Genomic DNA, 15,625 nt, shown 5'->3' on the forward strand with positions numbered 1-15,625 from the left:
TATTTGTACCTTTGCACCCGCTTTTAAGCATTAACATTATTAATTTTTATATTAAGTAGTATGAATCAATACGAAACCGTTTTCATTTTAACTCCCGTTTTGTCTGATGAACAGATGAAGGAAACGGCCGCAAAATTCAAGAAGGTCCTGACCGACAAGGGTGCAGAGATCATCAACGAAGAGGCCTGGGGATTGAAGAAGATGGCTTATGCTATTCAGAAGAAGTCTACAGGTTTCTACTGCCTGGTAGAGTTCAAGGCTGAGCCAGAAGTGATTAAGACATTGGAGACTGCTTTCCGTCGTGACGAGAAGGTAATTCGTTTCCAGACAGTTAAACTTGACAAGCATGCTGTTGAGTACGCCGAGAAGCGTCGTGCAAAGCTTGGTAAAAAAGAGGAGGCTTAAACTATGGCAGAACAGAGTGAAATCCGTTATTTGACTGCTCCTTCTATCGACACAAAGAAGAAGAAGTATTGCCGTTTCAAGAAGAGCGGTATCAAGTACATCGACTACAAGGATCCCGAGTTCCTCAAGAAGTTCCTTAACGAGCAGGGTAAGATTCTTCCTCGCCGTATTACTGGAACATCTCTGAAGTATCAGCGTCGTGTGGCTCAGGCCGTTAAGCGTGCCCGCCAGATCGCACTGCTGCCTTACGTAACCGATTTGATGAAGTAATTAAAGAGGAGGACGCAAGATTATGGAAATTATACTGAAAGAAGATATCATCGGTCTTGGTTTCAAGAACGATATCGTGAATGTTAAGTCAGGCTATGGCCGTAACTACCTCATCCCTCAGGGTAAGGGTGTTATCGCTAGTCCTTCAGCTAAGAAGATTCTCGCTGAGAACCTGAAGCAGCAGGCTCACAAGCTGGCTGCCCTGAAGGCCGCTGCTGAGGAGAAGGCTGCCCAGCTCAATGGTGTTGCTCTCGAGATTGCTGCTAAAGTTAGCGCTACTGGTCAGCTCTATGGTTCAGTAGGTGCTGCTCAGGTAGCTGAGGAGCTCGCTAAGCTCGGTAAGGAGGTTGATCGTAAGATCATCACTATGAAGGATGCCAAGAAGATTGGTGACTATGTAGCTCTTGTTCACTTCCACAAGGAGGTAATCGTTGAGCTCCCTGTAAAGGTAGTTGCTGAGAATGCTGCCGAGTTGAAGGCTGCTGCTGACGCAGAGGCTGCTATCAAGGCTGCTGCTGATGCTAAGAAGGCTGCTGCCAACGAGGCTGAGGCTGCAGAGGCTGCTGACGAGGCTGAGGCTCTCGAGGCTATCGATGCTCCAGCTGAGGCATAACTCAAAAAGATTAATCATAACAATTAATAACATGCTGTAAGGCATCATTATTTATTATGACACAGTGTCCCGAGGATTCGTTCCTCGGGATTTTTGTTTGTCACCGGTAGGGTGATGGGGTGTAGGGTGATGGGTGTAGGGTGATGGGTGTAGGGTGATAGGTGATGGGTGTAGGGTGATGGATGATGGTATAAAAATAAAGCCCGCAGGACTGAGTCCTACGGGCCTTTTCTCTCAATTGTTCGTTCAATTACTGAGCAACTGAATCAGCAGCAACTGTGTCAGCAACGAGGCTGTCAGCTACGGTGTCAACTACCTCAGCGATAGAGTCAGTGTCCTGTACAGGAGCCTGAGCCTTGTTACCACATGATGCGAAAGAGATAGCAGCAACTGCTACGAACATAAATACCAATTTTTTCATTTTTCTAATGCTTTTTAAATCTGTAAAACAATCATTTGTTTATTAAAACGATGCAAAGGTAAGCATTATTTTAATACAACGTATCATTTTTTTCGATTTTTTTTAGGGTGTTTTTGTAACTTTTTCGCAATACGTTGTAAATCAGCGACTTACGAAATGTTAAATTTAGTGTATTTTATGAACAAAACTCAAAAGTCGTCCAAAATGAATGTTTTTTGCAAAAAATGTCGTACCTTTGTGCCCGCAAACAATACACCTATTTATATATATGATAGATACGTCAGCATTTCAAGGCAAGAAAGCAGCCTATTTTACACTCGGCTGTAAGTTGAACTTCTCCGAAACATCTACTTTTGGTAAGATGCTTCAGGATCTGGGTGTACGTACGGCCCAGAAAGGTGAACAGGCCGATATATGCCTGATCAACACCTGTTCTGTTACCGAGGTGGCTGACAAGAAATGCCGTCAGGCCATCCACCGTTTGGTTCGCGAGAATCCTGGTGCCTTTGTGGTTGTCACGGGATGCTATGCGCAGCTCGAGGCCGACGAGGTTGCTAAGATAGATGGCGTGAGTCTGGTATTGGGTTCTAATGAGAAGGCCAACCTGGTTCAGTTCCTGTCAGATGCCTGGACGGGTGGTCATACAGCTAAGTATTATAGAGAGAAGACCAAGGATATCAAAAGCTTTGCGCCCAGTTGCTCACGTGGCAACCGCACACGCTATTTCTTGAAGGTGCAGGATGGTTGCGACTACTTCTGTACTTATTGCACCATTCCTTATGCTCGTGGTTTCTCGCGCAATCCTACTATAGCCTCATTGGTGGCTCAGGCTCAGGAGGCTGCTGCCGAAGGTGGTAAGGAGATTGTGCTCACCGGTGTAAACATTGGCGATTTCGGTAAGTCAACCGGTGAGCGTTTTGTTGATTTGGTGAAAGCGCTCGATGGGGTAGAGGCTGTTCAGCGTTACCGCATCAGTTCGTTGGAGCCCGATCTAGCCACCGACGAGCTTATCGAGTACTGTGCGCAGAGTCGTGCTTTCATGCCGCATTTCCATATTCCTCTGCAGAGTGGTAGCAACACCGTGCTGAAGCTCATGCATCGTCATTACGACCGCGAGCTCTTTGCCGAGAAGATACATAAGATCAAGCAACTCATGCCCGATGCCTTTATCGGTGTTGATGTGATGGTGGGCTGCCGAGGTGAGACACCTGAGTGCTTCGAGGAGACTTATGAGTTCCTGGCTGGTCTCGATGTCACCCAGCTCCATGTGTTCCCTTACTCCGAGCGCCCGGGCACTTCAGCGCTGAGCATTCCTTATGTGGTGGCTGAGAAAGACAAGAAACTGCGCGTAAAGCGCCTGCTTGAACTGTCTGACCAGAAGACAACAAGTTTCTATGAGCGCTATATTGGTCAGGAGGCCGAGGTGCTGTTTGAGAAGGCTACCCGTGGTAGAGCCATGCATGGATTCACAAAGAACTACATCCGTGTAGAGTTGTCGGCCAAGGATGCCAATCCCGAGTTTGATAATCAACTGATAAAGGTGAAGTTGGGTGAGCTGACCCGTGACAAAGAGTCGCTCAAGGCAAATCTCTTACCTCTCACCCCTCAGCTCTCATCTCTATAATATATATAATAATGTACGCGAGCCATGGACAAAGTCGCAATAGTTATTCTTAATTGGAATGGTCGCCAGATGCTCGAGCAGTATCTGCCTTCTGTCCTGCAGTATTCTAAGGACGAGGCCACTGTCTATGTAGCTGATAATGCCTCTACCGATGATTCGTTGGCATTTCTCGAGCAGCACTACCCAGAAGTCAAGCGCATTAGGCTTGATAAGAACTGGGGCTTTGCCGAAGGCTATAACAAGGCACTGGCGCAGATTGAGGCTCAGTATTATCTGTTGCTCAATTCCGATATCGAGGTCACACATCATTGGCTCACGCCACTCATCGAGCATCTCGATAACCATCCCGAAACAGCTGCCTGCCAACCAAAGTTGCTCTCTATCTTTGATAAGGATCGCTTTGAGTATGCTGGTGCCAGCGGTGGATATCTCGACCGATTTGGCTATCCCTTCTGTCGCGGACGTATCTTTGAGACGGTTGAAACCGACAATGGTCAGTACGACGCCGAAGCCGACATACTCTGGGCCACCGGTGCTGCACTGATGATTCGCGCCAAGGACTATTGGGATGTCAAGGGTCTTGATGGTCGCTTCTTTGCCCATAACGAGGAGATAGATATGTGCTGGCGATTACGCATCCGTGGCCGCCGGATTGTTTGCTTGCCTGATAGTTACGTGTATCACGTAGGTGGCGGCACACTGCCCAAGGGTAATCCCATGAAGACCTACCTCAACTTCCGCAACAACCTCACCATGCTTTATAAGTGTTTGCCTGATAGCGAACTGCAGTACGTGATGCGCTGGCGCTGGTTCCTTGATTATCTGGCTGCCTGGCAGACGCTCCTCATGAACCATAACTGGGGCGATTTCAAGGCCATCTATCGTGCCCGTCGTGATTTTCAGCGTTGGAAGCATGATTTTGCTGCTGACCGCAGCGAAATCCAGGCGCAGCGCCAGGGCGAAAAAATACCAGAGCAAAAGGATTTCTCCCTGCTCTGGCAATATTACGCTAAAGGGCGCAAATTGTTTAGTGCTTTACCACGCTAACTTTTACCGGTTGCTCCACCTCTTTACGCCACTGTTTCAAGTAGTTAAACCAGTCTTTGGCTGAGTGATAGCCGTAGCGCTCATTGTCGCTCGTATAGGTTATCTTGTATTTCAGTATATTGTTGTCGGTGCTCACCACAAAAGCATAGTTGTCTTTGTTGGCTGGCTGCTCGCTCACCATATACTGTGTCGGTATCAGGATACCCAGTCCCACCGTCTCGCGCTTCGAATTGATGCTGTCGCCAGTAGGGTAGTCACTGCCCCAGCAACCGCGCAGACCTTTTTTGTCGCTGAATTCCTCCGAACCCTTTACGTTGATTACGCCGGTTGAGAAGCGGTAGTCACGTACGTTCAACTTTTTCTTGGTGAAATAAACCTCCACATCGGTATCACGATGACCGGCATACTGTATGTAGCGGATGGTCATGTTGATGGCGGGGCGGTTTTGGGCTGCCTTCCATCCCTTGTCCTCTACCTCTACGATGGTGCGCAGCGGACCGTACGAGATGATACGTTGAGTGCGCGAAGCTACCGGTTCAATCATCGTGGGCTGTTGCCCGTCCCAACCGCGGAAGGCGCCCAGTCCAAAGGTGTTGCCCACCCACAGCACGTCGTCGCCATAACCTTGAGCTTTCTGGTCTGGCATGGTGTAGAACTGTGTTGCCTGCAGCTCCAGGCGCTTCTCAAACTTTCCGTAAAGGTCTATTGTTTGTCGCTTGTCAAAGTAGATACGTATGCCGTTCAACTCGCTTTCAAAGTCCACACCATGGTGATGCTGCAGATTGTACGAGTTGGCGCAGTCGCCACGTGCAGTAATAGCTTCTATAAAGTTATTGTGCTTATTCTTCTCTTTCACTTTGTCGTTGCGCATCAGCATCTCGGCATATACACGGGCAGGGTACTGCTTGGGTGCATCACAGTCGTCGTTAAAGAGCTGTACCTCGTATTTCTGTTGCTGTTTGGCTTTCAGGTCAACCAGAAAGCACAACTCGTCATACACCTCATCTTGGTCCAGATCGTCCAACTGGCAAGCTATCTCTTTACCATCGCAGGTAACAAGTGCTCGGCGCACCTCACCGTAACTGTCAAGTGGGATGACCACCGCTTCGTCGGTGCGTGCTGCTGCCGATGGATTGGCCACACTTATGGTGAGCGTTTGTTGGGCTTGGGCGGTCGATACGTAAATGGCAGCTAGGGCCATTATCATCATTTTCTTCTTCATTGTTTTTTTTATTTGTCTTAGCAGCTGACAAAAGTACGTAAAAACATTCAAATAGCTCTGTATTTTTACACAAATAAACAAAAATGTGCATGTTTTTATACTTTTATTTAAATATTTTAGGTTAAAATTTGGTTTTAAAAATATTTTTTAGTAATTTTGCAACGAATATTTTAACATACGTATAATATTAGACTGATAGAGCCCGTGCGTAAAGTATATTATTTCCTTCTGATAGTACTGTTTGGATGCATCAGTTGCGAGTGGCAGTTCACAGCCGACGAGGAGAGCGAGGTGGCTGTCGATCGCTATGATCGTATCCAGAGTCTCTATCTCACCACGGGCGATTTCTCAGCTTTGCAGCAGATGAACACGGCTTATCCCATGCAGACACGAACCCTAATTGAGGATGTGCTGCGTATCGGTAAGGTTGATGATCAGGAGATCAACACTAAGTTTTTGCGTTTTTATCAGGACTCTACGCTGCAGGAGTTGATTTCCGAAGCCGAGCGCCAGTATGCTAGTATGGACGATATCAATAAGGAGCTGACTTCAGCTTTCAAGTATCTGCGTGAGCATATCCCAAGTATCGAGGTGCCTGAGATCTATGCTCAGATAGGTTCGCTCGATCAGAGTGTGATTGTGGGCAACAACACCATTGGTATCTGTCTCGACAAGTATCTGGGTAGCGATTATCCGCTCTATCAGAATCCGCTTTACGGCTATTCCAAAGGTCAGCTTGAGACGATGACGCGCCGCTATATCGTGCCCGACTGCATTGGGTTCTATCTCCTCAGCATGTATCCCATGCCACAGGACCGTGCCCTCAGTCAGCAGGAGCGCGATATGCATATCGGTAAGATTCTCTGGGTGGTCAACCAGGCTCTTGGTCGTAAGCAGTTCAACACCATCTATACCCGTATGGTAGATCGTTATGTTAAGAACCACAATCTCACCATCGACCAGATGCTGCGTAACAATAATTATTCTGAATTCCGCAAGAACTGACCTTGTCTGATGCTGTGTTTTCTCAGGTGGTTCATCAGCAGGTTGGTAAACTCATAGTTTTTTAGGCCCCAGTGTGGTGCTATCAGTAGTTCCTTGGGTGATTGTGATACAAAACGCTCCAGCACCAGGTTGGGGCGCAGTAGTTGTATATAGTTGGCTATCAGGTCAATGTATTCTTCCACCGTATAGATATGGAAGGGGCTGGCGGCAAATTCTTCTGCCAGTCGGGTGCCACGTATAATCTGCATCTGGTGTATCTTCAGGATGTCTATCGGCAGACCAGATATGATGGGGGCCTGTCGCAGACTCTCCGTGGCATCTTCACCAGGCAAGCCAAGGATAATGTGGGCGCCACACAGCAGTCCGCGTTCATGGGTGCGCTGGATGGCCTCTGCCGACTGCTCGAAAGTGTGCCCACGGTTGATGTGGCGCAGAGTGTCGTTGTTGGCACTCTCAATGCCATATTCCACCAGCACAAATGTGCGCTTGCTCAGCTCAGCCAGATAGTCAAGCAACTCGTCGCTCATGCAGTCGGGGCGCGTACCAATAACGATACCTACAATGTCATCCACTGCCAGTGCTTCTTCATAAAGAGCTTTCAACTGCGAGAGTGGGGCATAGGTGTTGGTGAATGCCTGGAAGTAGGCCAGGTATTTCATGTCGGGGTATTTGTGCGCAAAAAACTGTTTGCCAGCCTCCAGCTGTTGTCTGAGTGGTTCTTGGCGCCTACAGTATTGTGGATTAAACGTACGGTTGTCGCAGAAGCTGCAGCCACCAGTCGAGATCCTGCCGTCGCGGTTGGGGCATGTAAATCCCGCGTCTATTGATATCTTCTGTACGCGGCAGTTAAATTGCTCTCTTATCCACGTGCCGTAGTCGTTATAATAGGGTGTATTCACTTTATTTAATTCCATCAGTGTGCAAAGTTAACTAAAAAATCGCTATCTTTGCAAACTGAAACCGTAAAAATTAAATAGGATTATGAAGAAAATGAAATTGTTCTCGCTTGGCGTGTCGTTGGCAATAGCTGTTTCTGCTTCAGCAGGCAAGCCTATCACCCTCAAGGGCATCACCAGTGGCGAGTTCCGCAGCCAGTCTATCAGCGCCGTCTATCCGATGGCCGATGGTGAGACTTATGCGCAGATTAGCGATGATGGTAAAAAGATTATTACGTATTCATTCCGTACGGGCAAGCAGACAGGTGTGCTCTTCGATGCCACCACCGCTCGTGGCCCCGAGGTGAAAAGTGTCGATGGTTATATCCTGAGCCCCGATGGCACCCGTCTGCTCATCCAGACAGCCACCAAGCCCATCTACCGCCGTTCGTTCACTGCCACCTATTATATATATAGCATTCGTAACAATAAGCTCGAACCGCTGAGCGATGGTGGTCCTCAGCAGACACCTGTTTTCTCACCCGACGGCAATCAGATTGCCTTTGTGCGTGACAACAACATCTTCTTGGTGAAACTGCTCTACGACAATGCCGAGAGTCAGGTTACCAAGGACGGCAAGTTTAATGAGGTTATCAATGGTATCCCCGACTGGGTTTACGAGGAGGAGTTCTCTACCAACTCATCTATGGTTTTCTCGGCCGATTCCAAGCAGATTCTGTGGATTCGTTACGACGAGAGTGCCGTTAAGCAATACTCCATGCAGCTTTTCAAAGGTCTGCGCCCAACTCGCACTGAGTTTGCCGAGTATCCTGGCGATTACACCTATAAGTATCCAGTGCCCGGACAGGCTAACTCGAAGGTGAGTGTGTGGAGCTATGATATCAAGAGTCACCAGACACGTAAGATTGCGGTGCCCCTTGAAGCCGAGGATTATATTCCCCGCATCAAAGCTACCAGCGATCCCACCAAGGTGGCCATTTTCACCATGAACCGCCATCAGGACGTGTTGCGCATCTATATGGCCAATCCGCTCTCAACGGTTTGCAAACTGGCTATCGAGGATAAAGTGCAGAAGTATATCAAGGAAGAAGTGCTCGACGATATTCAGATTACCGACAAGCACATCCTGCTGCCTAGCGAACGCGACGGCTATAATCATCTGTATCTCTACAATCTCAATGGTCAGCAGCTGCGCCAGATTGTGAATGATAAGTATGTGGTGAAGAGTGTTTATGGTTTCGATGAGAAGACCGGCGACACTTATTTCGCTGCCAACCCAACAGGCGCTACCGAGCAACAGGTGATGGTGGCTCATCAGAACGGCAAGACCGAAGTGCTCACGCCGAAGGCTGGTGTCAGCAACGCCATCTTCAGCAGCAATTATAAGTACTTCATCAATATCTGGAGCGACATCAACACCCCCGCTCAGTACACTATCTGTCAGAACAACGGCAAGCAGCTCACCACGCTCATCGACAATCATGAGCTCAAGACGAAGTTGGCCGACTACGAACTGGGCAACAAGGAATTGTTCACCTTCACTACCTCTGAGGGTGTGCAGCTCAATGGTTGGATGGTAAAGCCCGCCAACTTTGATGCTACCAAGCGTTATCCTGTTATTATGTATCAGTATGGCGGTCCTGGTTCGCAGCAGGTGCTCAATCAGTGGGGCGTTGGCATGGCCGGCAATGGTGCCATCCTCGAGCAGTATCTCTGTCAGCAGGGTTATATCTGCGTATGTGTCGACAACCGTGGCACAGGCGGTCGTGGTGCCGATTTTGAGAAGTGCACCTATCTGCGCCTGGGTGAGCTTGAGGCTCGCGACCAGGTAGAGACAGCCCTGTGGTTGGGTCAGCAGCAGTTTGTTGATAAGGATCGCATCGGCATCTGGGGCTGGAGCTACGGTGGTTGGAACACTCTGATGTCTATGTCTGAGGGCCGTCCTGTGTTCCGTGCCGGTGTGGCCATCGCGCCTCCTACCAGTTGGCGTTATTACGATACCATCTACACCGAGCGCTATATGCGTACTCCTAAGGAGAATGCCAGTGGTTATGACGATGTCAACCCGATGGCCCGTGCTAAGAATCTGCATGGCGCACTGCTCATCTGTCATGGTCTGGCCGACGACAATGTGCACTATCAGAACACAGCCGAATATGTAGAGACATTGGTTCAGGCCGACAAGGATTTCCGACAGCTGGTATATACCAACCGCAATCACGGTATCTCAGGCGGCAACACGCGCAACCACCTATACCGTCAGGCCATCAATCATTTTAATGCAGAAATGAAATAAGCAAATAAAAACCCCAGCCAATTGGCTGGGGTTTCTATTTTTAATAAGCAAACAAAGGATATTCCTTCATTTTCTCGTTAACGCGAGCGCGAACACTTGCGATAACCTCCTCGTTCTCAGGATCATTCAGAACCTCCTCAATCCAAGCAGCAATCTGAATCATCAGGTCTTCCTTAGCACCACGTGTGGTGATGGCAGGAGTACCCAGACGGATACCAGAAGTCTGGAAAGCTGAGCGACTGTCGAATGGAACCATGTTCTTGTTGACAGTGATGTCGGCTGCAACCAGTGCATTCTCAGCCACCTTACCAGTCAGGTCGGGATACTTAGAGCGCAGGTCAACCAGCATAGAGTGGTTGTCAGTACCACCGCTTACGATAGCGAAGCCACGCTTGATGAGCTCGTCGGCCAGCACCTTAGCGTTCTTCTGTACCTGCTTAGCCCACTCTTTGAACTCAGGCTGCAGAGCCTCGCCGAAAGCAACAGCCTTGGCAGCAATCACGTGCTCCAGAGGACCGCCCTGCTGTCCAGGGAATACGGCAGAGTTAAGCAGCTGACTCATCATCTTTGTAACACCCTTAGGAGTCTTCAGGCCCCAAGGATTCTCAAAGTCCTTACCCATCAGGATGATACCGCCGCGAGGACCGCGCAGTGTCTTGTGGGTAGTAGAGGTAACGATGTGAGCATACTTCACAGGGTTGTCCAGTAGTCCAGCAGCAATCAGACCAGCAGGGTGAGCCATGTCAATCATGAGCAGAGCGCCTACCTTGTCGGCGATCTCACGCATGCGCTTGTAGTCCCACTCGCGGCTGTAAGCCGAGCCACCACCGATAATAAGCTTTGGCTTGTGCTCCAGTGCCAACTGCTCCATCTCGTCGTAATCCACACGACCGGTCTCCTTGTTCAGGTTGTAGCCGATTGGGTTGTAGATCAGACCAGAGGTGTTAACGTGCGAACCGTGTGAGAGGTGACCACCGTGGTCAAGGTTCAGTCCCATGAAGGTGTCGCCGGGTTTCAGTACTGCCAGCAGTACGGCTGCGTTAGCCTGTGCACCAGAGTGTGGCTGCACGTTGGCATACTCAGCACCGAAGAGTTTGCAAACGCGGTCGATAGCAAGCTGCTCTACCTCATCTACAACCTGGCAACCACCATAGTAACGGTGTCCAGGATAACCCTCAGCATACTTGTTGGTCAGGTAAGATCCCATGGCTTCCATCACCTGATCGCTTACGAAGTTCTCACTTGCAATCAGCTCAATGCCTTTCAGCTGGCGCTGATGCTCTTTCTCAATCAACTCGAAGATTGTGTTGTCTCTGTTCATTGTTTTGTTTATTGGGGATAAATAATTGTCAATTTTCAATATTCAATGTTCAATTAACAAAGTTCCACTTTGTTTATGTCCTGCTCCTTCTCGCAGTAGTGGCATGTCAGCACGCCGTTCTCCACGTGGAAGTGGGTCTGCATGGGCTCGTTGTTGGTGATACACTTGGGGTTGTTGCACTTCACGATGCCTTTTATCTCTTCTGGTGTCACCACCTTTTTCTTTTCTACCACTTCATAGTCGCGGATGATGCTTAGTATCACGTTAGGTGCTACTACTGATAAGCGTGAAATCTCGTCGTCGGTAAAAAACTTGTTCGAAACCTTGATGATACCTTTCGAACCTACTTTTTTAGAAGGGTAGTTAAAGCCGATGGTGACAGGTGTTTTCAGCGTGAAAAGTCCCAGCAAGCTGGCCACCTGATAAGTCTTGTCTGCAGGAATATGATCAATCACTGTGCCGTGTTCAATGGCGGCAACCAGGCGTTCTTTCTTGTTCATAGGATAATCGTTTTATCGTTTTTAACTTCGTCAAGTGTGATACCCAGCACGTCGCAGAAGATGGCCTCTCGTGCAAATAGTCCGTTGCCGGCCTGTTGTATGTAGTAAGCGTGTGGGTTGTCGTCCACTTCATAAGCAATCTCGTTCACGCGTGGCAGTGGATGTAGAATCTTCATGTTGGGCTTAGCGCTCTTCAGCAGTTCGTTGTTCAGCACATACACGTTCTTCACGCGTTCATACTCCATCAGGTCAGAGAAGCGTTCCTTTTGCACGCGCGTCATATATAATATGTCGGCATCGGCTATCACCTTTTCGTTGAAGGCTGTATGCTCCTGGTATTTGATGCCGTGCTCTTCGCAGTACAGCTTGTATTCCTTTGGCATAGCCAACTCCTTTGGTGCCACAAAGTGGAATGTAGGATTGAAGTGGCGCATAGCCATCAGCAGCGAGTGTACTGTTCTACCATATTTCAGGTCGCCCACCATATATATATTAAGGTTGTCTAGCGTTCCCTGTGTCTTGTAGATAGAGTAGAGGTCGAGCATGCACTGCGATGGATGCTGATGGGCACCGTCGCCGGCATTCACGATGGGCACTGGCGCTACCTCAGCTGCATATTGCGCTGCACCTTCTATAAAATGGCGCATCACAATCACGTCGGCATAGTTAGATACCATCAGGATGGTGTCTTTCAGCGTCTCGCCCTTCGTTCCACTTGTAATCTTTGGATCAGCAAATCCAATGACACGTGCACCCAGACGGTTGGCAGCAGTTTCAAAACTAAGTCGGGTTCGGGTTGAGGGTTCGAAGAATAGGGTTGCCACAACTTTACCCTTCAGCAACTCTCTGTTGGGATGCTTCTCGAACTCTTGCGCCATCTCAATCATGTAGAGTATCTTCTCTCTTGTGAGATTGGCAATAGTCACAAAATTATGCTTTTTCATCACTAATTTTATTTTGTTGGCGCAAAATTACACAATATTTCTGATTTCCGTGCCGTATTTTGAAAGAAAATAGTAATTTTGCACCAAGATATTTCAAAGATATTACAAAAAGTAACCAAAAAGAGTATATGAGAAAGCTATTTGTCTATTTTTTGTGGACATTGTTGACATTAACCGTACTATCTGTCGCCGGCGCATTTTATGCCATTGATAAGGGGTGGATAGGTTATATGCCCCCCATCGAAGATCTCCAGAATCCCATTAGCCGTTTTGCCACTCAGATTTATTCATCTGATGGAAAATTGCTGGGCACTTGGAATTATAATCGCGAAAACCGTGTGATGGTCGATTACAACAAAATCGCGCCATCGCTCATCCAGGCTCTAGTGGCCACCGAGGACGTGCGATTCTACGATCATTCGGGCATCGACTTCATTGCGCTCGGACGCGCTATAGTAAAAAGAGGTATTTTGGGTCAGAAGAGTGCCGGTGGTGGTTCTACCATCACGCAGCAGTTGGCCAAGCAGCTCTATTCTGAGCAGGCTCACTCCACCGTCGAGCGCCTGCTGCAAAAACCCATCGAGTGGGTGATAGCAGTCAAGCTGGAGCGCACCTATACCAAGGATGAGATTATTACGATGTATTTGAATTACTTTGACTTCCTGCACAATGCGGTCGGCATCAAGACGGCTGCCAATACCTATTTCAGCAAGGAGCCAAAGGACCTCAGCATCACCGAGTCGGCTACACTGGTTGGCCTGTGTAAAAACCCCTCTTATTTCAATCCGGTTCGCAATCCAGAGCGCAGCCGCGATCGTCGTAACGTTGTACTGATGCAGATGGTGAAGGCTGGTTATATCACCGAGGCCGACTATGATAAATATAGTAAGCAACCGCTCACGCTGAAGTTCCATGTAGCCGACCATAAGGAGGGCTTGGCCCAGTACTTCCGCGAGTATCTGCGCCAGTATATGACAGCCAAGAAACCCATCCGCGCCAACTATCCTTCGTGGAATATGGCTAAGTTTATTACCGACTCAATTAACTGGGAATCAGACCCTTTGTATGGTTGGTGTAATAAAAACAAGAAGCGCGATGGTGGTGCCTACAATATCTATACCGACGGTTTGAAGGTCTATACCACCATCGATTCTCGCATGCAGGAATATGCCGAGAAAGCGGCCTATCAGCACGTTGTAAAATTCCTTCAGCCGGCCTTCGAACGTGAGGTGGGTAGTCGTAAAAATGCGCCTTACTCGTCTAATCTCACACCCGCCCAGGTCGATCAGATTCTGAACCGTTCCATCCGTCAGTGCGAGCGCTATCGTGTGCTCCGTGAGAGTGGTGCCAGTGAGGATGAGATCTATCGTTCGTTCCGCACTAAGACGAAGATGTCGGTCTTCACATATCATGGTGAGGTCGACACCACTATGACACCGCTCGATTCGATAAAATATTACAAATCATTCCTGCGTACCGGTTTCGTTAGCGTTTGTCCGCAGAATGGTTATGTGAAAGCCTATGTGGGCGGTCTTAACTACGAGCACTTTGCTTATGATATGGTGATGGAAGGTCGCCGTCAGGTTGGTTCTACCATCAAACCTTATTTATATTCATTGGCAATGGAAAATGGTTTCACACCTTGCGACGAGGCTCCCAATGTGCAGCAGACCTATATTGTTGCCGGTCAGCCTTGGACACCACGCAATGGCAGCAAGGCTCGTTATGGCGAGATGGTTACCCTGAAGTGGGGCCTTCAGCAGTCAAACAACTGGATTTCTGCCTACCTGATGAGTAAGCTCAATCCCCAGGCATTTGTCGATCTGTTGCATGAGTATGGCATTCGAAATCCCGACATCCATCCTTCCATGGCCCTTTGCTTAGGTCCTTGTGATATCAGTGTGGGTGAGATGGCCAGCGCTTATACTGCCTTTGTCAACCATGGCATCCGTGCAGCCTGCATGTTTGTTACTAAGATCGAAGATGCCGACGGCAATGTCCTTGCTCAGTTCCAGCCTCGTTTGAACGAGGTCATCAGCGAGGAGAGTGCTCACAAGATGCTCTATATGCTGCGCAATGTTGTTGATGGCGGTACAGCCAGTCGTCTGCGCTTCAAGTATAACCTTACTGGTCAGTTGGCAGGAAAAACCGGTACCACTAATAATAATAGTGATGCATGGTTCGTAGGTCTTACTCCTCAGTTGGTCAATGCATGCTGGGTTGGCGGTGATGATCGCGATATCCATTTCAATTCAATGGCCATGGGTCAGGGTGCATCAGGAGCCCTTCCTATTTTTGCACTTTATATGCAGCAAGTTTATAAAGATTATCGTTTGGGATATAGCGAAAGTGATGTTTTTGATGTTCCTGCCGGTTTCGACCCCTGTCCGATGGGTGGTGAAGGCGGATCGGAGTCAGAAAGTGAAAATGACATCGAAGAGATATTCGAATGATATATATATAAATAAGGTGTAACTAATAAAATGTAAACATTCCCGAAAACTTTCGTGTTTTTGGGAATTTTTTTTGGAAAATGTTTGGAGGGAAAGAAAAAAAGTCGTACCTTTGCACCCGCTTTCGAACAAACGATAGCAACAAAAGAAAGAGTTCTTTGAAAGATTTACATAGACAGAAGTAGTACAAGAAGCGAGAGCAGAAATGCTCTTGGGTAAAAGAGAAACAAACCGTTTCAATTTCTTGAAGGATAGTTGTTCTGAATCAGAGACAAATGATTATTTTTACAAGGCTTCTAGGAGCGAGAGAAATGAAAGCTTGCTTTCAATTTCCGAGCGACGACGAAGACTCGTAGAAAATATCGAAGATATTTTATACAATGAAGAGTTTGATCCTGGCTCAGGATGAACGCTAGCTACAGGCTTAACACATGCAAGTCGAGGGGCAGCATGATCGAAGCTTGCTTTGATTGATGGCGACCGGCGCACGGGTGAGTAACGCGTATCCAACCTTCCCTGTACTAGAGGATAGCCCGGCGAAAGTCGGATTAATACTCTATGTTATTCGATGCGGACATCTAATTTGAATCAAAGGTTTACCGGTATAG

At 48.2% G+C, this 15,625-nt stretch carries 15 protein-coding genes and 1 rRNA gene; 9 read left to right on the forward strand and 7 right to left on the reverse strand.

Features of this window, described 5'->3' with window-relative positions:
• The first annotated feature begins 60 nt into the window (after positions 1–60).
• From rpsF to rplI, 3 genes are read left to right on the forward strand one after another with little or no spacing between them, the layout of a single operon-like run.
• Positions 61–405 (forward strand): 30S ribosomal protein S6, encoded by a 345-nt coding sequence (rpsF, locus tag T360_RS0108615; protein ID WP_028912420.1) that lies wholly within the window; start codon positions 61–63, stop codon positions 403–405.
• Positions 406–408: 3 nt separating this feature from the next.
• Positions 409–675 (forward strand): 30S ribosomal protein S18, encoded by a 267-nt coding sequence (gene rpsR, locus T360_RS0108620; protein ID WP_013064765.1) that lies wholly within the window; start codon positions 409–411, stop codon positions 673–675.
• 22 nt (positions 676–697) lie between these two features.
• Complete coding sequence (rplI, locus tag T360_RS0108625) at positions 698–1,288, forward strand: 50S ribosomal protein L9 (protein ID WP_028912421.1); 591 nt, start codon at positions 698–700, stop codon at positions 1,286–1,288.
• Between the two features lie 100 nt (positions 1,289–1,388).
• On the opposite strand, the gene T360_RS16215 is transcribed toward rplI, so the two are convergent.
• Positions 1,389–1,538 (reverse strand): hypothetical protein, encoded by a 150-nt coding sequence (locus tag T360_RS16215; protein ID WP_155949456.1) that lies wholly within the window; start codon positions 1,536–1,538, stop codon positions 1,389–1,391.
• Positions 1,539–1,709, reverse strand: a complete 171-nt coding sequence (locus T360_RS16365; RefSeq protein ID WP_197019292.1) for a hypothetical protein — start codon at positions 1,707–1,709, stop codon at positions 1,539–1,541.
• 268 nt (positions 1,710–1,977) lie between these two features.
• Here T360_RS16365 and mtaB point away from each other — a divergent pair, with 268 nt between their 5' ends.
• Together mtaB and T360_RS0108640 are read left to right on the forward strand one after the other, a co-directional pair.
• The gene (gene mtaB / locus T360_RS0108635; protein WP_028912422.1) at positions 1,978–3,333 is read left to right on the forward strand and encodes a tRNA (N(6)-L-threonylcarbamoyladenosine(37)-C(2))-methylthiotransferase MtaB; all 1,356 of its coding nucleotides are present in this window, start codon (positions 1,978–1,980) and stop codon (positions 3,331–3,333) included.
• A 24-nt stretch (positions 3,334–3,357) separates the two neighbouring features.
• Positions 3,358–4,380 carry a glycosyltransferase family 2 protein gene (locus T360_RS0108640; RefSeq protein WP_028912423.1) on the forward strand — a complete coding sequence of 341 codons (1,023 nt, stop codon included), beginning with the start codon at positions 3,358–3,360 and terminating at the stop codon, positions 4,378–4,380.
• On the opposite strand, the gene T360_RS0108645 is transcribed toward T360_RS0108640, so the two are convergent.
• Positions 4,361–5,602 carry a DUF4861 domain-containing protein gene (locus T360_RS0108645; RefSeq protein ID WP_028912424.1) on the reverse strand — a complete coding sequence of 414 codons (1,242 nt, stop codon included), beginning with the start codon at positions 5,600–5,602 and terminating at the stop codon, positions 4,361–4,363. The genes T360_RS0108640 and T360_RS0108645 overlap by 20 nt on opposite strands.
• A 204-nt stretch (positions 5,603–5,806) precedes the next feature.
• Between T360_RS0108645 and T360_RS0108650 the strand changes: the two genes are divergently transcribed.
• Positions 5,807–6,607 carry a gliding motility protein GldB gene (locus T360_RS0108650; protein ID WP_028912425.1) on the forward strand — a complete coding sequence of 267 codons (801 nt, stop codon included), beginning with the start codon at positions 5,807–5,809 and terminating at the stop codon, positions 6,605–6,607.
• Here T360_RS0108650 and T360_RS0108655 read toward each other — a convergent pair.
• Positions 6,583–7,521, reverse strand: coding sequence for a TIGR01212 family radical SAM protein (locus T360_RS0108655; RefSeq protein WP_028912426.1), 939 nt, complete (start codon positions 7,519–7,521; stop codon positions 6,583–6,585). The genes T360_RS0108650 and T360_RS0108655 overlap by 25 nt on opposite strands.
• Before the next feature lie 67 nt (positions 7,522–7,588).
• Here T360_RS0108655 and T360_RS0108660 point away from each other — a divergent pair, with 67 nt between their 5' ends.
• Positions 7,589–9,799 carry a S9 family peptidase gene (locus T360_RS0108660; protein ID WP_028912427.1) on the forward strand — a complete coding sequence of 737 codons (2,211 nt, stop codon included), beginning with the start codon at positions 7,589–7,591 and terminating at the stop codon, positions 9,797–9,799.
• Positions 9,800–9,839: 40 nt separating this feature from the next.
• Here the strand turns inward: T360_RS0108660 and glyA are convergent, their stop codons facing one another.
• Genes glyA through pyrB form a run of 3 tightly spaced genes read right to left on the reverse strand, consistent with a single transcriptional unit; the run spans position 9,840 to position 12,564 of the window.
• Positions 9,840–11,120: a serine hydroxymethyltransferase gene (glyA, locus tag T360_RS0108665; RefSeq protein ID WP_028912428.1), complete on the reverse strand. Its 1,281-nt coding sequence runs from the start codon at positions 11,118–11,120 to the stop codon at positions 9,840–9,842.
• Between the two features lie 53 nt (positions 11,121–11,173).
• Positions 11,174–11,620, reverse strand: a complete 447-nt coding sequence (pyrI, locus tag T360_RS0108670; protein WP_028912429.1) for an aspartate carbamoyltransferase regulatory subunit — start codon at positions 11,618–11,620, stop codon at positions 11,174–11,176.
• Positions 11,617–12,564: an aspartate carbamoyltransferase gene (pyrB, locus tag T360_RS0108675; protein ID WP_028912430.1), complete on the reverse strand. Its 948-nt coding sequence runs from the start codon at positions 12,562–12,564 to the stop codon at positions 11,617–11,619. The genes pyrI and pyrB overlap by 4 nt, the downstream gene beginning before the upstream one ends.
• Before the next feature lie 128 nt (positions 12,565–12,692).
• On the opposite strand from pyrB, the gene T360_RS0108680 reads away from it, so the two are divergent.
• Both T360_RS0108680 and T360_RS0108685 read left to right on the forward strand, forming a co-directional pair.
• Positions 12,693–15,017 carry a transglycosylase domain-containing protein gene (locus T360_RS0108680; RefSeq protein ID WP_028912431.1) on the forward strand — a complete coding sequence of 775 codons (2,325 nt, stop codon included), beginning with the start codon at positions 12,693–12,695 and terminating at the stop codon, positions 15,015–15,017.
• Between the two features lie 377 nt (positions 15,018–15,394).
• Positions 15,395–15,625 (forward strand): 16S ribosomal RNA (locus tag T360_RS0108685); the annotation flags it as partial.

The sequence above is a fragment of the Prevotella sp. MA2016 genome, assembly GCF_000619825.1.
Taxonomy (GTDB): Bacteria; Bacteroidota; Bacteroidia; order Bacteroidales; family Bacteroidaceae; genus Prevotella.